We start from the raw sequence: 22579 nt of genomic DNA, 5'->3' as shown, positions 1-22579 counted from the left end.
CTTATATGAAAAAACCGCCCGAAGGCGGCTGAAAAATCATCGTTCTTTAATCCAGATACCAAAGTCCTGGCGAGTGCCGTAAAGCTTTAGCTCGTCTTCGTATAGCGCCGTGCGCTGACCAAGAGTTTTGGCAGACACAAAGGCAGTTCCGTGCTCGATAATCTGCTGGCGTACCTGCAATGCCAGAGAACTGGCCTGTAATCGAGCCTTTGCCCAACAATGAACCTGAATCCGATAATGCTCACAATCGGGTAAACGGCGCTCCAAGAACTCAGGAGATTCTCCACCCACAGATTGATACACGATCAATGGGAAATCAGCCCCTGGCGGCGTGATATCGGGATAGCACCGATTACCAACCAGCGGTCCAAGCAACGTAAATAGAGCGGATTCAATCGTCATTTGAACTGCTCCAGCAACGCAGGATTGGCCAGCAACTCGGCGGTACGCTCACGACCACGTTCCATCCCTGCCTGAATAGCCCGCTGACGCGCAGCATCATAGGCAGGCCGCAAAAAGGGATGCGCTGCTACCCATACCGGTTTTTCAAGTCGCTCTTTTGTGGGGTATCCGCCCCGGATCACGTTGTAACGCCAGTGCCCAAACTCCAGAAGGTGTCCATGGGGGGCCTTAGCCGCATTCCAAGCCACGGAGTACACAAAATGTCCATCGCTTGGAAACGATCGGTTATCCGAAAACGCCAAATAAATCGCGTCTCGCAAAAGCCCCGCTTTAGGTTCCTTCTTGATGTTTGCGCCGCCTTTTAACACAGTAGAGCCATCAAATACAGGAGCCTTTGCCTTGGCCTCGTCTCGGAATACCTTACCGGCGGCTACCGCCATTGAGCGCGGCAAGTGTGATTTTGCAGCGGCCCCAAGCGCGTCCAACGACTTGAGCGCAGACTCCATATCGAACTCAATGGCAGACTCAACCATCGTTGCCCCCCATCCCGCAAACCAGATCCGTCCACTCCCGACCAGCCAGGTCATGGCGTACATGCTTGATGTCGAATACCTGTCCGGCATACAGCACGCGCATGGCACTCGTTATCGCTGGCCGGTAACGTATCCGGAAGGAGTAGACGTTGAGGGAAGCGGCCACCGTGCCCTCGCCTGCCATCTGCGTGCCCACCGCCATGCCCGTCTGGCCCTTAATCCAAGCCCATGGCTTAGCCACCTCGACCCAGCCATCAATGGGCTGGCCGCCAGCATCCTGGGCCGGACCGCGCTGCTGAATCTTGATGCGTCGGTTAAGCTTGCGTGACTCCAGCATGGCTCCTCCTGTCAATCGTAGAACCACCGACACATATTCATGACGTGTTGAGCTCCAAGCGGAATTTCCTCGGGCTTGCCTTCGGTCGCCTCGCCCCGATAGACGTTTCGATGCTCGACCAGCAGCAGGATGGCCGTTTGCACGTCGGCGTCCAGCAGGAGCGCATTCACGAGAGCATCGCCAGGCAACTCAGGGCCGGGATACAGCTTGCGGCCCGTACGCCGCTCGAACAGCCGGATAGCTCCGTTTAAGTAGGACGTGAGAAGCTCATCACTCACGTCCTCCGGATCTGCCCGACAATGCTCACGAACAAGACCCAGGCTGATCATTAGCCGCCTGTCCCAGGTTTGCCCTGCAGGGCACGCATGGCACTTTCGTCTTGCAGCACGCAGCCGAAGCGGTGAAATGCCAAGAATGCCGTCTGGTCGTACTCTGCGTAACGCTCGGTCAGGCGACGCAGAACCATGTAGCGAACGCGACGGATAATGAACTGGTCAAAGTCACCTGCAAACATAAATTTATTGCCGGCACCCACGTCCGCAATACCTTGGTCGATCACGTACTGGCGGTTGAGCACGGTCGCTGGCGGGCCGTTAGCAACACCGGGCAGCCACAGCGGACGCCCCTGGCCATCCTCCATTTCCTCCAAAATTTGGAGCGTAGCGTCATTGAAGGCCAGGCGAAACTTGGGCGCGCGCCGATATGCCGGGTCCAGCGAGTGGATCAGACCATTGACCTCCTTCCAAGTGAAAGTACCTGCAGCTGCCGTCACCTTACCGATGGCTGCCGATGCGGCCAGGCCTTTAGGCTGTAGCGGCGTGCCGGCGCCAGTGCCTTGAACAATCAACCGCGCCTCGCCTCGGCCAATACGGCTACCGATACGGCTGGCCAAGTACGCTTCCATGTTGATGGCCGAATCATTGAGCAGCTCGTTGGAGACACGAATAATCTTGGACGACATCTTGTGTGCGCCCAAGCTGCCCATGCCGAAGGTCACATCGCCTTCACTGGCTTCGGCGTTTTCCCCTAGCAGCTCACCTTCTTCGGTCGTGCCATTACTGGTCGGCCATTCGATCAGGTTCCCACGATCAGTCACCAGCACACGGGCGACACTGGCAATACCACCGTAATCCCTCATGGATTCGTGGACTTGTGCAATGAAGTCGGCTGGCACTGTGTAGCCGCCCTTGTCGTTCACGCCGGCAGCCTGGGCTCGCTGTTCATCCTGGCGGGCCAGAGCACGCTGCTCCGGTGTCAAGGAACGCAGGCCGCCACGCAGGAAGGCACCGAACGCTTCGGCACGCTGCTCATCCTCGGTGCCTGCACCGCTTTCTTGGCGAGCACGGCGCTCCAGGTCTTCTGCATTGTCATCGATATGACGCTGCTCTTGTGCACGCAGCTCTTCTTCCCGCTGAATACGATCATCCAGCTTTTTAATGTCGTCGCGCATGGCGGCCCACTTGGAGCGCTGCTCGTCGCCCCATTCGGCCTCACCTTGGGCGTCATGATAAGTACGCATTTCCGTCGCCAGACGCGCACGCTTTTGTAGCAGTTCTGCAAGAGTCATGAGTTACCTCGTTTACAGGTTGAGTAGATCAAGAAAGCGTTCGCGGGCGCGACGCTCAGTTACAGCTTTGGAGGAAAGTCGATGCCCCTCCGCCTGCTGCCAGGCGTCAAGAGAGCGCTGTGCGGCATGAGCGCCGTCATACGCGGGATAAGTCACAGGGGATACATCGCGCAACTCAGCAATCCGATGAATGGTGCGCACGACAAACTCCCCCTCTTTGCGCCACTCATCCCCATCGTCTGCAACCCGGAAGGCGAAGCTACTGCCGGTCACGTCACCACGGGCCAAGGGCGTGAGAACCAGATCCCGTACCATCTGCGTATCAGGCGGTGTGATCGTGTACGCCAAGCCACGGCTGTCGAGCGACAATTGCAAAGTGCCGCTGCGAGTGCGGCCCAGTACAAAATTACGGTCATGGTTGAACAGCGCACGCACGTCGTCGCCCATCACATCGTCAAATGCGCCGGCAGCGATCTCCTCGTAGAAGCTGCCAAACAGAAGTGCGCTGCGCTCGTTGAGCACGGCACCGTAGCCGACAATCGTGGCGGGCTGCCCCTCGCTGGCAGCACGAAGCTCACACGGCTGGCTGACCAGCGTGCGTTTTTCGATGTCTTTCATTGGGATTCCTATTGGTTTTGTGGCAGGGTCTGCTCTGCAGGCAGGAGCAATCGACTGGCAGGCTGGGCGTTGACGCTGATCAGCATTTCGTCCAGACCGTCGATGGGGTTCATGTCTTCAAATAGGCGCACTTCGTTGCGCGTCATCCAGCCGTCGGTAATCGCATAGTGATAGAACTCAGCGCGTTCCTTGGCGGTGCCGCGCAGCAGCCCGCCCAGGTTGAACTTGATGTAGTAGCCGGCTGCCCGCTCAAACCGGGTGAATACTCGACGTGCAATCTCCTGCTCCCAGTTCTGGATCCAGGGCATGACGGTATGCCGCACGAACTGGATGGCTTGTTCGCTGATATTCGAGAACGTGGCCTTATCCAGATCGTTGATCATGTGCGCCGGCACATTGAACAGCCCAGCAATCTCAGAGCGGCTCATTTTCCGGGACTCAATGAACTGCGCGGCCTCCGGCTCCAGACTCAGCGCCTTGTAGTCCAGGTCAGCAGGCAGCAGCAGAGTTTTGTTATCGGAGGACTGGAGCCGGCTTACCGCTGTTTTCCAGAAATCCTTTAGGCGCGCCCACGCATCACCGCTCAGGTCACCTTTGGCGGTCAGCAGGCCCGAGGGCTTTCCGCCCCCATCAAAGAATTGCTTTCCATACCGCTGCGCCGCCAGGCCCAGGCCAATCGACTCCGCGTTTTGCATAATGGGACTAATGCCAATGCGCTTATTGCTGCCCAATGCTCGGATGTGCAGCATGTCCTCGGGCTGGATAGCGATCAAGCGCTCATCCTCGTCGTCCCATGATGAGTACACCCACCGACCAGCCACCTTAATCAGCGTTGTGTCCCGTGGATGCATCTGCTCGATGGCCTGCAGCTCACCACGCCGTGACCTAATCAACCGCGAGTACCCATTGCCCCAGCCTAAAATGTGCCCCATTTTGGTCTCGCGCCATTTATACGACGTCTGCCAATCGTTGGGGGCATCATGCAGCAGATAATGCGCCGGGTGATCAGAGCCAGGCTCGATGCGATCCCCTGTGTTGCGCAGCACGGCCACCGGCAACTGCGCTAGCGAGCTTGAGAGCACGTAAATGCAGGAATACACAGCCGCCAATCGCATTGCGGTTTCCTGCGTCACGCGCAGCCCGCCTTGATCGCCGTATAGGTACTCCTGTAGATTCTGCCCAGTAAGAGGCAAATCGGGATTTTCCAATGACCGCTGCTCGAAAAGCGAATCAAGTAACATCAGCCCCCCTTCCGCATTGCTGGCAACACGGCTGCGGCAAGCAACAAGCCGCCAGTAGCCATCAAAGCCACGCCCGCGCCATATTGCAGGTACAAGCCAGCCGCTAGACAGCCCAGGCCAACCAGCGCTACACAATCACGTACCAGAGTTTTCATCACATCACCAGAATGTCGTCGTCGCTCAGCGACTCTAAGATGGACCGCTTTGCAGGCGGCGCCATCGCGCGGGATATCGCCATAATCAAGGCGACGGCTCCATCAATTTTGTTGTCGTTATGCTGTTTCGTCGGGCGCATAATGTCGTCGCTGCCAGGCAGGTACTTTGCCACTACGTTGCCGATACACCAGGTCATAATGGGATGCCCATCGTGATGAAATCGACCTGCCAATATCGCAGCTTCCAACTCCTTCATGGGGTCAGCCATATTGGTGTAGTTCTGCGTGATGATGATCGGGCTAAGCCCTTCGTCGTCAAGCTGATGCGACAGGTTCGCAGCGCCGTGCGGATCTATGGGTGTAGATTCGACAGGCGCTAATTGGTTGACCTCCAGCGCCTCGGCAAGAACATCCCGATAGTCAATCTCCGCGCCAGGCGTTGCAATTAAGTGACCTGATGCAGCCCAGGACTGGTAGCGATCCGCCATACGTCGATTCTCGGTGTTCTGGATCGTGTCCTCTGGTACCCAGAACACAGGATCAACGCAGAAGTAATGTCTACGGGTTCCTGTCTTGCCGGATTGCTGGTCCTTCCAAGGTCGATCCTCCCAAAAAAGTTTGACCATCGCCGTCAGGTCTATCTTGGCCGCCAAGTCCAGCCCCAAATTGCACCGCTGCCCCCGAAACTGGTCTAGTGAAAGGCTAGGGTCAAGACAAGGCTCGGCCCCGAACCGAGCCATGTTGAAAAAGCCCGACTTGGCGGCAGTCCACACATTCAAGTGCTTATTCTTGAATGTGCTGGCGAACCTCGCGCGGCGAATAGCCTGTTGCTGCTGCGACTCCAGATAATCCTGAAACACCGAAATACCAATGTTCGGATTGGCCTTGGCCAGGACCTTCGGGTCCATCCAATCGTCATCCTCGTCAATGGTCCAGATCCAACCGAACAATTCATCATTCGGTACCAGGCCGTCCAACATTTCAATCACTTCCTGGCGCTTGTCGTAGCAAGGGCCTGCAATGTTGGCGCCTGCCGTCGTGATGATGAACATCAACGGCTGGCGACGCGCCCCCATGCCTGTCTGCATCGTCACGTACAGGTCATCTGCATCATGCTCGTGGTACTCGTCCACAATCGCGCACGACGGGGATGAGCCGTCGCCTGGGTTACCAATGATTGGCTCAAACCGGCTTCCGTCATCAGGTCGGTTCAAGTTACCTGCGTTCACCTCAATGCCTAGCAAGTCCTTCAACTCAGCCGTACGATTGACCATTAGCCGGGCTGGCCGGAAAACCTCCCAGGCCTGCTTTTCAGTAGTGGCACCGCTGTACACTTCCGCGCCGAATTCGCCATCGGCGCAGAACATCCCAAGGCCCACGCCGGCTGCAATGACGCTTTTGCCGTTCTTGCGCGGCACTTCCCAATACGATTCACGAAAGCGCCGCATGCCGTCTTTCTTTCGAACCCAGCCAAACGTGCAGGCCAGGCCGAAAAGCTGCCAGGGTTCTAGCGTGATCTTCTTGCGCTGGCGCGCCCACTCGCCTTTGGTATGGGGCAGAAACTCGACAAACCGCAGTTTCTTCTCAGCCTTAGCTTGGTCGAATCGGTATGGGTAATCCCGATCCTTACTCTTCGCCACATCAGCCAAGTGCCGTTGGCAAGCCAGCTTGATAAATCGACAGCATGGAATAACACCACGTACTACATCGCGGGCAAACTTCTGTGCCCGGGCAACTCGGGGGAATTTTCCTGTTGCCATGTCACATTTCCAAAATGGCTGCCAGTTCGTCGCCAGCTGTACGCTTCTTCGGCCCCAGTAGCCGCTGGCGGCTGGACGGGTCCAGGCCCAGTAGCGAACCAAACGTAGCCATCTGCCGCGCCGCCTCGTTAATCACCGTCGCTGCAGGGTTCTTTACTACCCCACCCTGAGCGCCCAGCACGGTAATGCCATGCTCCGCGATATGACGCTGCGCCTCACGAAACCGGCCATAGGCAGCGCAGTAAAGCTCCAAGTTCTGAATATCGGTAGCCTGCAGCACCTGCTGCTTGCACAACAGTGGTGCCAAGTGCAGCCAGAGGTTCCGCCCTTCATCGGCCATCCATTCAGGCGGGTCGATATTGATCACCGCGCCAAAATCGGGCGCTTCTTTATTGATCGCCCGCTTGCCGGGATTGCCAGCTGCGACCTTGCGCTCCGTGGGTTTAGGTTTGCGGCCAGACCGGCCAGGAACGCCTGCCATCGGGCCAACTCCTAAATTTCATTTTTCGCGGGGATAAAAATTTGACTGAACGGGTGGTCATGGTGCCGGATTCCCCTAGAAATCTGACCACCCCCTCCCCCTAAGCCGGCCCCGCCACTTTGTTTGCAGACTCGCCTAAGCATCATCGCGAGTTTGGTTGGGTACGGGCGCTAACGACTGCAAAACGCGCTCTACGCGTGTGTGTGGCGCCGCATTGCCCTGGCCGCTTCTGCCTGTGTTTTACGCTTATGGCAATCGGGATGAATCGCGGATAGGTTGTCGGGATGATCCGTTCCGCCCTCAGCCTTAGGGATGATGTGATCAACCTCGCTGGCATTACGCACACGCCCAACGGCCTTACAGTCTGCGCAGCGGCAGACCCAGCCATCGCGCTTAAGCACCAGCAAGCGCAGCCTGCGCCAAGCGGCGCCATACCCACGCTCAGCCGCCGAGCCTCGACTGTTGCCTCCCCATGCTGCCGCCATGTCTTGATGTGCTTCGCAGTATCCGTTGCCATTGCGGTGCAGCTCTCGGCAGCCTAGTTTTCGGCAAGGACGCAGGGGTCGTTGGGCCAATGCAGCCTCCAAACGCAAAAAGCCCCACCGTTTCCGGCAGGGCTTGGCTTCTAAATCCTTCAGGCTGAGCAATATCCAGCCTACGGGAAACAGTATGATTTCATCTAGACACTTGGGCAACCTGTCTAGACACTTTAGTTGCTACGCCATACATAAGGTGGTCAAGCTGCTTCATTGCGAACTCTAGCCGGAAGTAATAGGTTGGCCGTGATAGACCGAGACGATCTATCTTTTGCTTTACCAGCCCTGGCCATACATACTGCGCAATCACTACAGCCTTGGCGTCTGGATACAGTGTGTCAATCCAATCATCCAAACGCCGCAACTCATCATCCACAAGCAACGCCTCAGCTTCTGGTGCGCACATCCCATCAACACGCATGTTCTGAAATGCTGACTGGGAGGGCAGACCCAAGGCTGACCGATTTTCCCCTCGCTTCCAACATCCCCACTCACCCAGAAGGATCTCAAGCCTCGTCTTCATACATCCCCCACTTCAATCTTCAGATACCCGCGCTTGGCTGGGTCCAATCCATCATCAACAATCAACGGTCGGAACCGTTTGTCATCCACCCCAAGGGCTTTGGCGATGCCATCGATCTGCGGCTTGATGCAGGCCAGCAGGTTATCCAGATCTCTACCCCTGCGGTCTGGTGACATGAAAGTCACTTTCACTGGGATGCGGTCACCGCCCACAAACCGCCGCCGCCCGAGCTCAACGACTGCCACCACACGCCCATCGCGCCTTGCCTGCTCCTTGGCTGACTGGACACCGCCCCAGTGCCGACCGTTCTTGCGATTGGGCATCAGCCGCATGTCCGGCCAAGGCAGCACTAGGGCCAAACCTGTTACTTCACTCATTCCGCTTCTCCTACTGCTCGCTGAGCCATCCAAATCACAGTTGGTGATCGCCCTGCCGGGTTTGCGAGAATCTTCTTTGCCCATGCCTTGTGATCTCGCTGCGGGTCCACCACCGTCCATCCATCCAACTTTTGCATTGCCTTCTCTGCTGCTTCCCGCTTCTGCGGACTCATCCACGCCCCCGGTAGCTATCCCAGCCAAACGTCACGGCTCGGCCATCACCCTCACGCAGACGGTCGTAAACACGTTGGCCCAGGCAGTCCTTGATACCAGCCATGTCCAGATTGCTGATCACGATGGTGGGTCGCATGTTCTCGTACCGGCCATTCAGGATCTCGAACAGGTACAGACGCTCGGTATCGCTGCTGAACTGCACACCGACCTCATCCAGAATCAGCAGATCGGGCTCAACCAGTCGAGCAATGGCCTGAGATTCGGTCAACTCGCGGCGCCCGTAAGTTTCCTTGATGCTGCGTACCGCCCCCATGACCGAAGCAAACAGCGCCGAATAGCCCTGCTGCATCACCTCATGGGCAATGCCCACGGCCAGATGCGTCTTGCCCGCCCCCACATTGCCGATGAAAATCAGGCTGCGACCAGTACGAATCGCCTGCTGGAACGTGTCCGCATACTGCTGGGCAACCTGCAAAGCCTTGGCCGCTTCCGGGCAAGTGGGCAGATAGTTGCTCAAGCGGCGGTCGGCAAACCGTGGGGGGATAGCGGCTCGGGACAGGATCGAATGCGAAATCGTCTTGGCCCGATCTGCTGCCACACCTGCCTGAATGCGTCGGATCTCGTCCTCGATCATGGCCTTTGGGTCTTTGCCTGACGCAAGCGCGTTCATCGTGGAGCTCTCCAGCGCGGACAACATTCCGCCCAAGTTAGAAACGGCCATCATCGCCAATGCCCTCCCCGTAGTTTTTCCGATCAAACCCTGTGTGCTGGGGTGAGCCGAGCTTTCCGCCCCCTTGGCCGCTGTCCACTGGCACACCATCCTCCCAACGGCGTTGGTTCAAGTACGTCAACGGCGCAGGCTCAAAGCCATCCTTCCACTGCGAGGTCTTGCACATTGCTTTGACATGGCCAACCACGGTGTCGGCATCAGCATCGAGTTTGTGGGCCTTCCACTTTTCCAAGCACTTCGATTTCGCTACTCGGCGGGCAGTGTTCGGGTAGGCATCCCAGAACTCCTGGAATCGGCAACCGGACGAAATATCTTCTGTAATCTCTGCAGTAGTCTCTGTAGTAGTCTTCTCTATTAACGAACTGCGTTTTGCGTCATCCCCCAACTGCGGAATGTGTTGTCCCCCAATTGCGTTTTCGTCGTTCGGGAAATGCGCTTTTGGTAGTTCGCCAAATTCAGAATCAGAGCCTTTAGAAATGGTCTCAATCCAGGCGTTAAAAGCCTCACGGTCCAGCTTGTAGTAGATGCGGTGCTGAAGGCGCTCCGGGGTTTCAATCAGCAACCCTAGATCCCGCAGCTTCTTGCGTGCCGTTGTCTGCTCACGGTAGGAAAGGCCTGTTTCCTCCTCCCACTGCTTTGACTCTTTGTGAACGCCACGCTCGTCCGTAGAACGCTCGTCCCAATACATCAGTTGGCCAAGAAAGATGGCCGTAGCTACACCGCCTACATGACGCGCCAGCGAAGCGTGGTAAGCGATTGGCCTACCAATAGCCCTGATAGTGTCTAGCGGCTTCATGCCGGTTGCCTCCTTAAATACGCTCCCACGAATCGCTCGATGTCGCGGTCGGCTTCCTCGGGCCATTGGCCCAGGCGTTTCAATTCATCGCGTGTGTTCTGCAGCCAGGTGATCTGCAAGCCCACTGCGGTGGCCTTGTCGTAAATCCCGCCCTGGTCGAGCTTGCTGTGGCAGCCTCGCCCCCAAGCGTTATCGGTACACAGCGGGAACATCAAAGCGTCAGATACTTTCAGGCCCAACCCTTTGCCGAACTCGATGCCGTTCATGTGGGCAGCTTGGGAGCGGTACCAGCGGCCGCAGTTGGCGCATGGCAATGCTGCGACGTTGCGACGGTGCTGCTCTGAGCGGTAGACAGCTACCGGCTTGGGCCGATGCTGCAGGGCTGTTCCGACTATCTGGGCAATACGCTGCCCAAGGCTGGGGCCCTTCTTTTCCTTTGGTTTGGCTTTGAAGGCGCTGCGCTTGAGTGCTTGTCGGCGCTGCAACTGGGTGCGCTGTGGGAAGTCAGTCTTTTTCATCAATCTTCCCCAGAGCAATCCACAGTGATGCGGCCATGCTGATGCTTACAACAGCCAGAGCTATCCAAAGGGTCATGGGGTAGCCACCGTAGATGGTTGTCATGATTTCCAAGGTCTTCATCGCAGCTGGTCCTTCAGGGAGGTCGGCAGCGTGAAGAACAGGCCCATGCCGTCCAGAACACGAACAAAATGCTGTGGGTTCACTTTGGCAAGGCTGTCCGTGCCAAATTCCGCATACAGCTTTTCTTTGATCTGCTGCTGGCGCTCATGCGGCTCCAGGCTGAAATCGACTTTCAACTTCTCGCAGACTTGGCGGCTCTTGAACCAGTGCAGCTTGTACAGGTCGGTGTAGTAGGTGCCGTACGGTGCTTTGGTCATGCTGAGACCTCCTTGCGGTGCCAGCGGGTAACGTTGCGGATGATGCGAAAGCACAGGCGGATCAGATCCAAGGCTTTGGCCACCACACGCTCACGCTCTTCATGGGTCACTCGACCGTCTGCCGTTGTGCCGGTGATGGCGCTACACATTTCGCCAAGTTCAGCGGCTGCTTTGAGTGCCTTCTCGTTTAATGCCGTGGCCTCGTTCTCGAATCCCCCTACCGGCTCAGGCGGCAGATCAACCACATGCAATCCACCTTGGTGAGCTGCAGCGATGAGCCAGTCCCGAGCACTTACCCGGCAGTCGGCCAGCTCATCCAGCCACTCGGTCAGTAAGAAGGCCATGTCCAGGTCCAGTTGCTCCCCACCGGTGAGTTTCCGACGCAGGGACTCTGGGTGGATGGTTACGGCGCGACGGTCAGAGAGAAATACGGCAGCCGCGCCAACGCCGCCTGGGGCCTGGCGGACAGCACTGTAAAGCGCATCCCGCCAGTTGAGCGAGGAAAAACGTCTTGTCATTGGGTTGAACTCCTGTGTATTTCAGCGTTTCGCCCTCTCCTGACAATCGCTACAGTAAAAGTGTGAAAAGTACGTAGTGATTGATGCGGAGTGGGAACTACAAATGGAAAAAATCGGTCGTGAAACTGAAAATGCAGGGATGGATAAAAAAGAACTCCCCCGCTTTGAAATCATTGATAGAGCTACTGAGCTGGCGTACCAAGCCTTCAACTGCCCTACCGATGACCACATCACCGGCATATATGACCGGCTTATTTGGAACGAGCAACATGGGCTCGACGAGGTAGGTGTAACTACCACTCATTAAGAGGCGGCCTGCCCCAATCAGCTATGCTTGGAAATGCACGTAACCAAACATGTCTCAAAAGGAGCAAGCCATGAAACTCAACATCGATTCACATGCCGTTGAAGTCCCCTGCCAGGCATGCGGCAAGAAGCTCAGTCAAACGATCGGAAGGCTCAAACAGGATCCGGATATCAAATGCTCCTGTGGCGTTACTACCAAGATCGATGCTTCTGGTCTGAGAAATGGAATCGCCAAGGCTGAGAAGTCGCTGTCTGACTTCCAACGAAACCTCAGCAAAATGTTTAAGTGATTCCATCGTCGCGAGCAGACTAGAAGCATCCACGCTCAATGAAACTGTCTGCTCGCGGCCGCTAGACATGAGCGCCCGCTTTCGTAATGCAGTCAGGGGGACCGATGGGGATACGGTCGTCAGGTTTGGGGTCGGGAGTGTTGGGCATGTGGGGTTCCTTTTTGGTTACACGGATATGCAAGGCCCTGAGAAGCTCGCCATCCCTCCACTTAAGGTCCTTGTATCGACCTCTTGCGATGTCAGCGACCCATGATTGCGGACGTCCGCCAAGGGCTAATGCGATTTGGGCCTGGGTCCAGCCAGCTTGTGCCAGGTCTGCGATCATTGATTGCCAGTTCATACTTAATTTAATCGCATTTACGATTAACAATCAAGCGCCAATGCGATTATGTTTTCAATCACAATTGCGATATGAATACACTTGCCAAACGTCTTAAGTACGCTAGAGAGATCGCCGGAGTGTCCCAGGCAGCACTGGCGAAGCAAATTGGCTCTGGCCAGTCGACCATCGGTAGCATCGAAAATGGCCGGAATCAGGGCAGCGGGAAAATGCTCCAGATTGCACGTGCGTTAAATGTCAATCCGGAGTGGCTTGAGACTGGGCGCGGCCCAATGCAGCCTCAGGCTGAAGCGGTCATAGATGCTTTAAATGCAAACACATCACCTGGTCCAGAGGTCAGGGGCCATGTCCCCTTGATATCTTCAGTGCAGGCCGGTGAGTGGAGCGATTTGGCTGTGGTGTTCCGAGAGCAGGATGCGGAAATGTGGCTTCCCTGTCCGGTAAAACATGGACCGCTTACGTTCTGTTTGCGCGTCGAAGGGGAAAGCATGAAGAATCCAGCCGGACGTCCATCGTATGATCCAGGAGACATCATATTTGTTGACCCCGGTCTATGCGCCACCCCCGGCGATCGGGTGGTGGCGAAACTTGATGACCAGGACAAAACCACCTTTAAGCAATACATGGAGGAGGATGGACGCAAGCTACTTAAGGCCCTCAACCCTGACTGGAGTCCGCGTTACTTAGAAATAAATGGCAACGCTTCAATCTGTGGAGTGGTTATTGGCAAGTGGGTGATGGAATAATACGCACACCACCAATGACGGGAGGTGGTGTTTGTGGATGTCGAGCCGCAGATAAGGCTGTCCCGCGTTTCACCCGGATAACGGTGCCACCAAATCAAAGGTTGAAAATATTTGGAGGGTTGATGTTTAAGTCGTTATGCTCTATTGCCCTAGTGGCTTTGATTTCAGGTTGTGCTGCGCCACCTCAAAAAACACTCGCCGAACTGGATGCTTCACTCAAAAAAAACGAAGTAGAGTCCTCTCGCTTGTACAACGGCAAGAGCGTCCCTGAGGTCAGGCAAGCAGCACAACAGGTCCTTTACCTGCTTGACCCCAATGACATGCAATTTGATGTCCAAAGCGATAGTCTGCTGGCGACTAGATGGTCAACCTACTATGCTGTGTTCAGCGTTGGCTTCGGCAGGGACTGGTATAGCGTTGATTTTGAAGAAACAACGGAAGGAACGACTGCCAAAATTGGATTTACCGGCTCGATGAGCTCTGGATTGTTTGCCTTCCCGATACCCGCTAGCTTTAAGCCGAAAATTCCCACAAGCGCACACCAAAACCCCTCCGACTTTATTCTGTTTCATGATCGAATTGAGTTCCTTCTGGGTCTAAGAGACGAATGGGAAACATGCAAATCCGCGAAGCAGAAACTGCCGCAACATGGTGGGAGTATGTTTTTATGCGATAGCCTAGGCCTAGAGAATAAATCGCCAGGCAGCAAGTAAATGACTGCAATCATGCCCCGGCCCAGGAAGGCTTGAGGGCAAGCAGAAAGCGACAAGGAGCCATTTGGCTCCTTTTTTAATACTTAAGCAAAGCCCGCCAATGCGGGCTTTTGCGCTTTTAGATGCTTTTGAAGCCCTCCTGGGGATTTTCGTTCATAGCACTCTCGCCCCAAGCGGCGGCATTATCTCGCTGAAACACCGTTAGCCCAAAAAGCAATCGCACCATTAAATCGCATTTGCGCTTGACCAGAATAATCGCATATGCGATTATTCGTTCAACGCTCTTTAACAACCCACCTGCCGATGTTGCTCACCCCGCCTATGTGGGAGTGTTCGTCCGGCTCAATAGCACCCACAAGCATGGTTGTGGCTCTGCGCGGTATCTCTGCCGTCTCCAGTCCGTCAAAGCACGGTTTACGGAGAAAGAGGGTGAGGCGTAGACGGCCAAAAACGGAAACGGTCATGCTGGTTGGAATCCCAGCATCACAAGGCCTGGAAGCAGGCCGCTCTCAAAAGCGCTCTTATCTCCGCTTTTGAAAGCGGAAAACAATAACCACCGACAGCAGAATAGGTCACAAATTGAATAAGTGACCCAATTTAGTCAATTGCGATGACTGGGTCCCCTGCCCTCCCCTAAGTTCAAAATTCTTTCAAATGAATTATTGATCTTGCGAAGCTCATCACGGATCTCATGAAGTGTAGTGGCAGTTCCATTTGACAGCTTAAAGGCATCAACAATCGTCTGCTCTGCACTTTTACTAGCAGGTAAATGACCTAAATGACTAACACTAAGTACAAAATCTTCTTGATCAGTGCACAAACAACCTATTGGGTTTTTATATTTATATGAAACCAGCAGTCGAAGGCCATCCCCTAGTTCTTCCTGAAGACCGCCAAATTGCCCCCCTTGGAACTCATACCGCTGCCCAGGGGCAATCATTGGAAAACCAGAAGCTTGAAGATAATTTCCATCTCCTGTGGGATGATCAATCCCAAAGAAGTGAATTGGGAGATCAACGGAAAACCTTACATCAATTGCATTGCCGCTTCCGATATTAGTTACAACTAAATCTATTATGCTGGCCTGCTTTTGATTAGGCACATAGAAGACAAGGATGTGCGGCTTAGATTGCTTATAAAGCGTCATGTACGCTACCCCGACTGCTAGAAATGTTCCAATTCCAGCTAACCATGTTGCCATTTCCATCTTTCCCTCACCTATAAGAACAAAGTTTCGAAAAACTAATGGTTAATTTTACGCCCCACCTTCAATCGAAGCGTGGGGCTTTTCTTTTCTCAACAGGAGGCGCTATGACCGCGCTCGCTTATTTGATGTTGCTCGCTGGCCTGGTAACTGCCGCGCTACTGATGGACAAGCTGTGGGTGCGTGTCTTGCATCCTAAGCTGGCACTTTGCTTTCATTGGGATCCCTTACCTGCTGACAGTGAAATCCCCACAGGCTGGTGTCTAGGCTTTGCTTTCGTAATCACGGTCTCAGCTGGCCTGCTCAACTACATCGCCCCCGCAGCGGGTTTCTAAAAATGGCTTCAGTCAATAAAGTAATTCTCGTAGGCAACCTCGGGCGAGATCCCGAAGTCCGCTACCAAGCCGGTGGCGCCCCCGTGTGCAATATCTCGATTGCTACTACGTCTACCTGGAAGGATAAGCAGACAGGCGAACCCCGAGAGGAAACCGAATGGCACCGTGTGGTGTTCTACAACCGTCTGGCTGAAATCGCGGGTGAATATTTGCGTAAAGGCCGCCCCGTCTACGTAGAAGGTCGTCTGCGCACTCGTAAATGGACGGGCCAGGATGGTCAGGAGCGTTTCACCACCGAAGTTATTGCCGAGCAAATGCAAATGCTTCCACCTACCGCTGACAGGACGAAAGAATAAAGTCCCACATTCTTTTCAGATCAGCTTGTATATCGTTAAGCACCATGTCATTCAGAGGGGAAGGGTCCTCTTTATTTTGAGGCAACAAATCAATTTGATGCCCAAAGTTGACTTTAAGCTTCACAAATATTGCCCCATGCTCCGGCATGGCGTGACTTAGCCTCTCAAAATCCAGAGAGCTCAATCTGATCCAGGCGCGCTCTATAAGTTCGTAAGCCTCATCAGGCAGCCTCTCAAAACTAGGGTTCAAAAAGCTCGTTGCAGCCTGCTTTAAAACCAAAGCCCTTTGAATGTCCCTGTTAGCAGAAATCATAGTATCGACACTTGCTAGCGCGTACCTCTTGGAAGACTCCACCTCCATCTTCTGTGAGTGTTGTTGCGCCCAGAATGAAATGACTACAGCCCCCACAGCGGATCCAATCGTGCCAATTGCAGTAATCAGCGCAAGAACAAAGCTGGTATCAGATGGAAATTTCGTCGCCCCCCAGCCGATCGGAATGCCGATTAAAAGGCCAACAACCACGCCTAGAATCGCGCCCCAGCAGCGCTGCGTCCTTGCACTGTAGTCCTCTTTCCACTTAATCCTCATAGCCCCTTGCTCCATGCCTGTATATACGGCGTGAGCATAGCCCATCCTGAAAGGAATTCACCCATGTGGTTTAAAAACCTGCGTATCTATCGCTTGAACACGGCATTTGCCTTATCCGCTCAACAGCTGGCCGACCTGCTGGCCAAGCATCAATTCGCCCCTGGCGGCAGCCAAGAACCTCTCAGCCTGGGCTGGGTGGCACCACGCGAAGGCGGTGAGCTGGTGCATGAGGTGAACGGTCAGTATCTGATCTGCATGCGGGCTGAAAAGAAACTGCTGCCCAGCACTGTGGTCAACCAGGCAGCCCGTGAGAAGGCCCGCGCAATTGAAGAGCAGCAAGGCTACAAGCCAGGCCGCAAGCAGATGAAGGAAATCAAAGAGCAGGTCATCGTAGAACTGATGCCCCGCTCTCATGCTGTGCAGCGCGACACAATGGTCTGGATCGACACACGAAACCACTGGTTTGTGATTGATACCGCTGCTGTGGCTAAGAGTGATGAAGTGCTGGGGCTATTCGCCAAGAGCGTGGAGCCCTTCCCGGTTCAGCCCCTGTATACGGAGCAGTCGCCCGGTGCGGCCATGACTTCCTGGCTGGTAGACGAAGAGCAACTGGCCAACTTCACCGTGGACCAGGACACCGAGTTGCGCTCTACTGGCGACAGCGGTGCTGCCGTGCGCTACGTCAAGCAAAGCGCGGATATAGCCGAAGTGCGCAAGCACGTGGAGGCTGGCAAGCAGTGCACCCGTTTGGCCATGACCTGGGCGGATCGCATCAGCTTTGTGCTGACCGACGCGCTGGACGTCAAACGCGTGGCCCCGCTGGATATCCTGACTGAAAAACAAGACGTGACGGCCGTCAACGATGACGAAATTTTTGATGCCGACATGACCTTGATGACCTCCGAGCTGGCCAAGATGATCAGCGATCTGGTCGAGGTGCTGGGCGGCGAACGTTAGTTAAATAGCCACTTGAGTCGCAGGCCTTCCCTGGCGATTTACGTTATGGATCGTAGGCATCCGGCCAATTAGATATGACTCAAGAGCTAATGCTAAATACGCATGTTCTTTTTCAAAGCCGATTGTCACGATTGCGCCGGCATCCGCCAATCTCGCATCCGTCAGAGTGAAGACCCCATTAATTATTTTTGTGTAACTTTGGAGCCTTTTCCCAATTCCATGCCCCTCGTAAGGAGGTCTACCTAGAGCTGCACCAACCCCGATATAAGTAATCTCCCCATGTTTCAAAAATGCGTACAGACCTTGCTTATCGTAATTTGGGGCGCTCCCTCCATTAAAGGAAAATGGCTCTGACCATAGCGGCGGCTCACGACCAATGGCCTCATCGTTCCAATGTAATTGGAAAAACTTATCCGTCAATCTCTTCAGACCTTCAATTTCGACAGCCACTCTTCACCTCCAAATAATTTCTACTATCTATATCCATAGGGATGATAGCCGAACATCTGTGACTAAAACATAGGATGCCTCTCCTATGAAGCATCACTACTACAGCAACACCCCATAACCCCGCTTGATTTACTCAACCGGGGTTTTTCTTTTTTAGGATCAACCCATGACCACCAAGCAGTTTTTGTTGCCCATCGCCTCGGAGATCACGGTCGATCTTTTCGCTGGCGGCGGTGGCGCATCCACCGGGCTGGAACAAGCCCTGGGGCGGCACGTTGATATTGCCGTCAACCACGACCCAGAGGCCATTGCCCTACACACCATCAATCATCCTCAGACCGAGCACTATGTCAGTGATGTGTTTGAGATCAATCCACACGTTGCTACACGCGGTCGGTCAGTCGGGCTGCTGTGGGCAAGTCCTGACTGCAAACACTTCAGCAAGGCCAAAGGCGGGAAGCCGGTGTCCAAGCGCATCCGTGGCCTGGCCTGGGTCGTCGTCAAGTGGGCCAAGGCCGTACGCCCCCGCGTAATCATTCTCGAAAACGTGGAGGAGTTTCAGACCTGGGGACCGCTGACGGATGACGGCATGCCGTGCCCTGAGCGTAAGGGCCAGACGTTCCAACTCTGGAAAGAGCAGCTTCGTGCCCTTGGGTACCGCCTGGAATACAAGGAACTGCGGGCCTGCAACTACGGCGCTCCCACCATCCGCAAGCGTTTCTTTATGGTGGCTCGGTGTGATGGCCTGCCCATCGTCTGGCCGCAGCAGACGCACTTCGCCAAACCAGCCAAGGGCCAGCTGGCCTGGCGCCCGGCATCGGACATCATCGACTGGTCCATCCCGTGCCCATCCATCTTTGAACGCAAGCGTCCCCTTGCTGATGCAACATGCCGGCGCATTGCTAAGGGTGTGATGCGGTATGTGGTGGAGTCTGCCAACCCGTTTATCGTCACCAACACAACCGGTCATCCCGGGGCCGGTATTGATGAGCCGCTGCGAACGGTAACAACGGGTGGTCATCATGCGCTGGTTGTACCCACCCTGATCCAAACCGGCTACGGGGAACGGCCAGGGCAAGCGCCGCGTGTTCCGGGCCTGGACAAGCCGCTGGGCACCATCGTCGCCTCGCAGAAGCATGCCGTTGTGGCCGCATTTCTGGCAAAGCACTACACCGGCGTAGTAGGCAGCGACCTACAGGACCCGATTGGCACAGTCACCAGCGTGGATCACCACAGCTTGATTACTGCCAACCTGGTTCACATGGGACACGGCGAAGGCAAAGCAGGCGGCAAACGGTTCAGCCACGGTATACGCGATGTAGAGCAACCACTGAACACCGTCACGGCGTCTGGCTGCCCTGCAGGTCTGGTGACAAGCCACCTGGTGAAGCTGCGCAACAACCAATTCGGCCAAAGCCATGAGGAGCCTATGCCGACTCTGACCGCTGGTGGTGGCCATGTGGGTGAAGTGCGGGCCTTCTTGCTCAAGTATTACGGCACGGACCAAGATCCTCAGATGGGTCAGCCCCTGCACACAGTGACTACCAAAGACCGCTTTGGACTCGTCACAGTGCATGGCATTGACTATCAGATCGTGGACATTGGCCTACGCATGCTGACACCACGCGAGCTCTACCGCGCTCAGGGCTTTCCGGACTCGTACATCATCGATCAGAAACCTGACGGCAGCCCACTCACCAAAACGGCGCAGGTCCGCATGTGCGGTAACAGCGTCTGCCCGCCCCTGGCCCATGCATTGGTGCAAGCAAACTACTCCGATCAGCAGATCTCCCCTCGGGAGAAAGTCGCATGACACAAAGCGCCTACAGCAACAAACCCCTGCCCCGCCTTCGACACACCGAACCGGGGCAATTTTTTACCCTACGCCATGACCCGGAAGTGCGCGTGCTCCTGCACAAGACAAGCACTCACGGTCATTTCAATAACGGATATGCATCCCTGTGCCATGAGCTGGAACGGTCTTGTGTGGTCTGGGGTGAGAACGGATGGGAGGCAAAGCCTTGAGCGCAGACATACTCCAAGAGTTCACCAAAGAAGAAATCATCCAATGGGTACGTCATAGAGGGCTGATATTCCGCGTCAACAGGCGTGACCTTTTGTTCATCTGATGGGATCTGGCCAGCAAAAAGCTCATGGCTGACTACGACGCAGAACTTTCCACCTGGGATACACAAAAACCCGACTTCAAAGTGCGTGATGCCCTGGCCGTCCAACTCAACGCTACCTCAGACATTCAAGAAAAGCTGCGGCTACTGAGTGAAATCCAACCATACGACAAGGCGCTCCAAGCCCACATAGATCGGATGAAGAAACTGGACAAACGCCAAGAGGCGGTGGATCGGATGTATCAACAGATAAATGGAGCACAAAAGTGAGCACGCAAATAAACAACCAGGCGCGGTCTACCCCGCAAGAAGCGTTCAACCTGCAACGCGCAGCACAGGTATACGGAACACGCGCATTCATCCCCGTTACCTCAAAAGCCGCCCCCAATCCTAATTACCCGCAATTGATGGAGAAACGTCGATGAGCAAAGATCTAATCGGGTACTTTTCTTGTGACCCAGAAACCGGAGCGCCTGTCTGGGATGAAGGCTGCGTATGTGGTGACAACATTTTCAGCGTAGAAGGCACTGGAACAGTCGGACGCCCCATCAAGTTTGCTGACACCCCTGTGAGCGCGGAGCCGGTGGCCCACCGCTTGTTGCGGCGTAACGGCGATGGAGAATGGGTGCATGACGCGAAACACTGGGTAAACGGTTGGCCCCCGCCGGAACTAATCCGTGATTGCTGGCAAACCCCTGAACTGTACCGAATTGAGGTGGCTTACGCCGCCCCCGTTGCCGCCCAGCCAGACGTCACACAGCAGACGCTCGATGATGTGATGGCAGGCATCCCAGCAAGGGATGCGGAGATTGCAGCACTGCGAAAGGAAATTGAGACGCTAAAAGCCACTATAGGTGCGGAGCCGGTGGCCGTATCGAAAGGCTGGAAGCTTGTACCGATTGAGCCGACCGATGCAATGCTGTTGGCGGGTTACTCCGACGTACACGACACCGAAATATGGTGGAGTTTAATGCTGAACGCAGCCCCTGCAGGCCCCGTTGCAACCCCTGCTCCTGCATTCTCGGTGGGCGTCAGGGGCGTTGGAGTCATTGACGATAATCCGTCTGCGCTAGCCGTATATTTCAACGCGGCACCGAATGATGATGACATACGCGCACTGCATGAGATCGTGTCTGCTGCCCAGGTGGCCACCACATCGCCTGCTTTGGCCCAAGGTGAAGCCCGCATGAATAAAGGCATTACACGCGGCAAAGATGGAAATTTGGCCCAGAAAGACGGGCCGGAAGTGGCCGCCCAGTCCAGCGCACCGGCAATCCCGCCCGAGAAGCCGCTACCAGATTTGATGATGGCCTCCTATCACGAAGCAATCGGCTGGAATGAATGCCGCAAGGCAATGATTGCCGCCCAGGCACAGCAACCTGTAAGCGGTGCTGATCAATTGCGTGACGCCGCGCAAATGATCGAACCATCCGGAAATTCCGGAGAGTTGGACGAGCAGGAAGCGTTTGAGGCTTGGGCCTTCAACGATACCCCTAATTCAGCAAACTTCCCGACTGGGCGAAACAGCCTGGGTGATTATGAATGCCCGGAAACAGATGGTGCGTGGCATGGATGGCAAGCCCGCGCCGCACTCGCCCAGCAGGACGCATACAGAAAATTGGCAGGGTCAGTGCGCGAACCAGCAAACGGCAATGGATGGCGCGTTCATTGGTGGAACGAGAGCATGCGACTCATGCTGCCGGAGGGATCGCGGATCCACTATCACAACATCTTCAGAAACGGGACGATGGTTATCACAATCAAAACCGACGCAGCCCGTAAGGAGCAGGCATGAAACCTTTAAATTACGACCCAGCAGACCCAGACAAAATGAACCTGCCGGTGGGTATGTCTTGCGGGGACTGCACCCACATTTATCGCTGTAAAGCGATGTTTGGGCACACTGAAACCGACACATACTGCGACTGGTCTCCCTCACGATTCACGGCGGTCCGTAAGGAGAAGGCATGAAGCGCAAACCAACTGGCTTTGTCGCCATTTGCCAATGCGGCGTGCTGACCGGCGCTATGGACTTTACGCGAACCGATCAAAAGGACGCAGGCCAGGTACTGGGCAAGTGGCTTTCTGATGGCTGCTCAGTGACGCCTCGTTTCACTGGGCAATGGGAGGCGACAGTGTTGCCATGCAAATGCGCTGCCACCAAGGAGGCGGTCAATGGCTAGATTAAGTTACGAAGAGCGCAAACGCCTGCGCCGAGCTGCCGAGGATGCGAGAGATGCATGCAATCGGCACTTCGGGCCATTCGTTGATGTTGTGGCTCACCCGCTGAATATCCTCGCGCTGCTGGATATGGCGGGCCAAGCCGACCGGCACCAGAGAACCCTGGCCAACATCGAGGCCTTCGTTGCCTGCGATGCGTCCGCTATCTCGTATCTGAGTCTGGGCGAGTACCGGACAGCCCTGCTCAAGATGCTGCGTGAGGCGCCGGCAGAAAAGGAGCCTGGCGCATGAACATTTCCCCCGAGGCCGCAGAGGCCGGACGCAAAACACTCTGGGAGCTGT

The 22579-nt window shown here is 55.4% G+C and carries 33 protein-coding genes and 1 pseudogene; 13 read left to right on the top strand and 21 right to left on the bottom strand.

What is annotated here, in order from left to right:
- Positions 1-36: 36 nt before the first annotated feature.
- The 18 genes from OKX01_RS04195 to OKX01_RS04110 form a co-directional block, all read right to left on the bottom strand.
- On the bottom strand, positions 37-402 hold the full coding sequence (locus OKX01_RS04195; protein ID WP_264672509.1) for a DUF3168 domain-containing protein: 366 nt from the start codon (positions 400-402) through the stop codon (positions 37-39).
- Positions 399-935, bottom strand: a complete 537-nt coding sequence (locus OKX01_RS04190) for an HK97-gp10 family putative phage morphogenesis protein (RefSeq protein ID WP_264672508.1) — start codon at positions 933-935, stop codon at positions 399-401. Before OKX01_RS04190 ends, OKX01_RS04195 begins: the two co-directional genes overlap by 4 nt.
- The gene (locus tag OKX01_RS04185) at positions 928-1272 is read right to left on the bottom strand and encodes a phage head closure protein (protein ID WP_264672507.1); all 345 of its coding nucleotides are present in this window, start codon (positions 1270-1272) and stop codon (positions 928-930) included. The genes OKX01_RS04190 and OKX01_RS04185 overlap by 8 nt, the downstream gene beginning before the upstream one ends.
- 11 nt (positions 1273-1283) lie before the next feature.
- Positions 1284-1601 (bottom strand): head-tail connector protein, encoded by a 318-nt coding sequence (locus OKX01_RS04180; protein ID WP_264672506.1) that lies wholly within the window; start codon positions 1599-1601, stop codon positions 1284-1286.
- Complete coding sequence (locus OKX01_RS04175) at positions 1601-2839, bottom strand: phage major capsid protein (protein ID WP_264672505.1); 1239 nt, start codon at positions 2837-2839, stop codon at positions 1601-1603. The genes OKX01_RS04180 and OKX01_RS04175 overlap by 1 nt, the downstream gene beginning before the upstream one ends.
- Positions 2840-2851: 12 nt before the next feature.
- Positions 2852-3457 (bottom strand): HK97 family phage prohead protease, encoded by a 606-nt coding sequence (locus OKX01_RS04170; protein ID WP_264672504.1) that lies wholly within the window; start codon positions 3455-3457, stop codon positions 2852-2854.
- Positions 3458-3465: 8 nt separating this feature from the next.
- Positions 3466-4665 (bottom strand): phage portal protein, encoded by a 1200-nt coding sequence (locus OKX01_RS04165; protein WP_264672503.1) that lies wholly within the window; start codon positions 4663-4665, stop codon positions 3466-3468.
- 32 nt (positions 4666-4697) lie between these two features.
- Entirely contained in the window at positions 4698-4853 is a 156-nt protein-coding gene (locus OKX01_RS04160; RefSeq protein WP_264672502.1) for a hypothetical protein, read from the bottom strand.
- Entirely contained in the window at positions 4853-6613 is a 1761-nt protein-coding gene (locus tag OKX01_RS04155; protein ID WP_264672501.1) for a terminase large subunit, read from the bottom strand. Before OKX01_RS04155 ends, OKX01_RS04160 begins: the two co-directional genes overlap by 1 nt.
- A gap of 1 nt (position 6614) precedes the next feature.
- Positions 6615-7094 (bottom strand): phage terminase small subunit P27 family, encoded by a 480-nt coding sequence (locus OKX01_RS04150; protein ID WP_264672500.1) that lies wholly within the window; start codon positions 7092-7094, stop codon positions 6615-6617.
- A gap of 191 nt (positions 7095-7285) precedes the next feature.
- Complete coding sequence (locus OKX01_RS04145; protein ID WP_264672862.1) at positions 7286-7579, bottom strand: HNH endonuclease; 294 nt, start codon at positions 7577-7579, stop codon at positions 7286-7288.
- A gap of 570 nt (positions 7580-8149) precedes the next feature.
- Positions 8150-8530: a hypothetical protein gene (locus tag OKX01_RS04140; protein ID WP_264672499.1), complete on the bottom strand. Its 381-nt coding sequence runs from the start codon at positions 8528-8530 to the stop codon at positions 8150-8152.
- A 169-nt stretch (positions 8531-8699) separates the two neighbouring features.
- Positions 8700-9374: an ATP-binding protein gene (locus tag OKX01_RS04135; protein WP_264672498.1), complete on the bottom strand. Its 675-nt coding sequence runs from the start codon at positions 9372-9374 to the stop codon at positions 8700-8702.
- Positions 9375-9411: 37 nt separating this feature from the next.
- Positions 9412-10230 (bottom strand): hypothetical protein, encoded by an 819-nt coding sequence (locus tag OKX01_RS04130; protein WP_264672497.1) that lies wholly within the window; start codon positions 10228-10230, stop codon positions 9412-9414.
- The gene (locus OKX01_RS04125) at positions 10227-10748 is read right to left on the bottom strand and encodes a hypothetical protein (RefSeq protein WP_264672496.1); all 522 of its coding nucleotides are present in this window, start codon (positions 10746-10748) and stop codon (positions 10227-10229) included. The genes OKX01_RS04130 and OKX01_RS04125 overlap by 4 nt, the downstream gene beginning before the upstream one ends.
- Complete coding sequence (locus OKX01_RS04120) at positions 10735-10869, bottom strand: hypothetical protein (RefSeq protein ID WP_264672495.1); 135 nt, start codon at positions 10867-10869, stop codon at positions 10735-10737. Before OKX01_RS04120 ends, OKX01_RS04125 begins: the two co-directional genes overlap by 14 nt.
- Positions 10866-11126 carry a hypothetical protein gene (locus OKX01_RS04115; RefSeq protein ID WP_264672494.1) on the bottom strand — a complete coding sequence of 87 codons (261 nt, stop codon included), beginning with the start codon at positions 11124-11126 and terminating at the stop codon, positions 10866-10868. Before OKX01_RS04115 ends, OKX01_RS04120 begins: the two co-directional genes overlap by 4 nt.
- Complete coding sequence (locus OKX01_RS04110) at positions 11123-11644, bottom strand: phage regulatory CII family protein (RefSeq protein WP_264672493.1); 522 nt, start codon at positions 11642-11644, stop codon at positions 11123-11125. The genes OKX01_RS04115 and OKX01_RS04110 overlap by 4 nt, the downstream gene beginning before the upstream one ends.
- A gap of 103 nt (positions 11645-11747) precedes the next feature.
- On the opposite strand from OKX01_RS04110, the gene OKX01_RS04105 reads away from it, so the two are divergent.
- From OKX01_RS04105 to OKX01_RS04090, 4 genes are all read left to right on the top strand, one after another.
- Positions 11748-11951: a hypothetical protein gene (locus OKX01_RS04105; RefSeq protein WP_264672492.1), complete on the top strand. Its 204-nt coding sequence runs from the start codon at positions 11748-11750 to the stop codon at positions 11949-11951.
- Positions 11952-12021: 70 nt separating this feature from the next.
- On the top strand, positions 12022-12240 hold the full coding sequence (locus OKX01_RS04100) for a hypothetical protein (protein ID WP_264672491.1): 219 nt from the start codon (positions 12022-12024) through the stop codon (positions 12238-12240).
- Positions 12241-12651: 411 nt separating this feature from the next.
- A complete protein-coding gene (locus tag OKX01_RS04095; protein WP_264672490.1) occupies positions 12652-13326 on the top strand; it encodes a LexA family protein in 675 nt (224 codons plus the stop codon).
- A 122-nt stretch (positions 13327-13448) separates the two neighbouring features.
- Positions 13449-14039: a hypothetical protein gene (locus tag OKX01_RS04090; protein WP_264672489.1), complete on the top strand. Its 591-nt coding sequence runs from the start codon at positions 13449-13451 to the stop codon at positions 14037-14039.
- A 601-nt stretch (positions 14040-14640) separates the two neighbouring features.
- Here the strand turns inward: OKX01_RS04090 and OKX01_RS04085 are convergent.
- A complete protein-coding gene (locus tag OKX01_RS04085) occupies positions 14641-15246 on the bottom strand; it encodes a hypothetical protein (RefSeq protein ID WP_264672488.1) in 606 nt (201 codons plus the stop codon).
- Between the two features lie 104 nt (positions 15247-15350).
- Here OKX01_RS04085 and OKX01_RS04080 point away from each other — a divergent pair, with 104 nt between their 5' ends.
- Together OKX01_RS04080 and ssb are read left to right on the top strand one after the other, a co-directional pair.
- On the top strand, positions 15351-15578 hold the full coding sequence (locus OKX01_RS04080) for a hypothetical protein (protein ID WP_264672487.1): 228 nt from the start codon (positions 15351-15353) through the stop codon (positions 15576-15578).
- A 2-nt stretch (positions 15579-15580) separates the two neighbouring features.
- A pseudogene (gene ssb / locus OKX01_RS04075) lies at positions 15581-15904 on the top strand (single-stranded DNA-binding protein); the annotation flags it as partial.
- A gap of 4 nt (positions 15905-15908) precedes the next feature.
- On the opposite strand, the gene OKX01_RS04070 reads toward ssb, so the two are convergent.
- Entirely contained in the window at positions 15909-16523 is a 615-nt protein-coding gene (locus OKX01_RS04070) for a hypothetical protein (RefSeq protein WP_264672486.1), read from the bottom strand.
- 63 nt (positions 16524-16586) lie between these two features.
- Here OKX01_RS04070 and OKX01_RS04065 point away from each other — a divergent pair, with 63 nt between their 5' ends.
- Positions 16587-17480: a recombination-associated protein RdgC gene (locus tag OKX01_RS04065; protein ID WP_264672485.1), complete on the top strand. Its 894-nt coding sequence runs from the start codon at positions 16587-16589 to the stop codon at positions 17478-17480.
- On the opposite strand, the gene OKX01_RS04060 is transcribed toward OKX01_RS04065, so the two are convergent.
- Complete coding sequence (locus OKX01_RS04060) at positions 17481-17930, bottom strand: hypothetical protein (RefSeq protein WP_264672484.1); 450 nt, start codon at positions 17928-17930, stop codon at positions 17481-17483.
- A gap of 166 nt (positions 17931-18096) precedes the next feature.
- Here OKX01_RS04060 and OKX01_RS04055 point away from each other — a divergent pair, with 166 nt between their 5' ends.
- The 6 genes from OKX01_RS04055 (at position 18097) to OKX01_RS04030 (ending at position 22528) form a co-directional block, all read left to right on the top strand.
- Positions 18097-19743 carry a DNA cytosine methyltransferase gene (locus tag OKX01_RS04055; protein ID WP_264672483.1) on the top strand — a complete coding sequence of 549 codons (1647 nt, stop codon included), beginning with the start codon at positions 18097-18099 and terminating at the stop codon, positions 19741-19743.
- A 340-nt stretch (positions 19744-20083) separates the two neighbouring features.
- Complete coding sequence (locus tag OKX01_RS04050) at positions 20084-20326, top strand: hypothetical protein (RefSeq protein WP_264672482.1); 243 nt, start codon at positions 20084-20086, stop codon at positions 20324-20326.
- Positions 20323-20481: a hypothetical protein gene (locus tag OKX01_RS04045; RefSeq protein WP_264672481.1), complete on the top strand. Its 159-nt coding sequence runs from the start codon at positions 20323-20325 to the stop codon at positions 20479-20481. The genes OKX01_RS04050 and OKX01_RS04045 overlap by 4 nt, the downstream gene beginning before the upstream one ends.
- Positions 20478-21851: a hypothetical protein gene (locus tag OKX01_RS04040; RefSeq protein WP_264672480.1), complete on the top strand. Its 1374-nt coding sequence runs from the start codon at positions 20478-20480 to the stop codon at positions 21849-21851. The genes OKX01_RS04045 and OKX01_RS04040 overlap by 4 nt, the downstream gene beginning before the upstream one ends.
- 172 nt (positions 21852-22023) lie before the next feature.
- Complete coding sequence (locus tag OKX01_RS04035) at positions 22024-22239, top strand: hypothetical protein (protein WP_264672479.1); 216 nt, start codon at positions 22024-22026, stop codon at positions 22237-22239.
- Entirely contained in the window at positions 22232-22528 is a 297-nt protein-coding gene (locus OKX01_RS04030; RefSeq protein ID WP_264672478.1) for a hypothetical protein, read from the top strand. The genes OKX01_RS04035 and OKX01_RS04030 overlap by 8 nt, the downstream gene beginning before the upstream one ends.
- The last annotated feature ends 51 nt before the right edge of the window (positions 22529-22579 follow it).

It is taken from the genome of Alcaligenes sp. SMD-FA (assembly GCF_025960365.1).
Classification (GTDB): Bacteria; Pseudomonadota; Gammaproteobacteria; order Burkholderiales; family Burkholderiaceae_B; genus Alcaligenes; species Alcaligenes aquatilis.
Note: the sequence above shows the minus strand (reverse complement) of the source record. Positions and strands in the feature narration are given on the sequence as shown.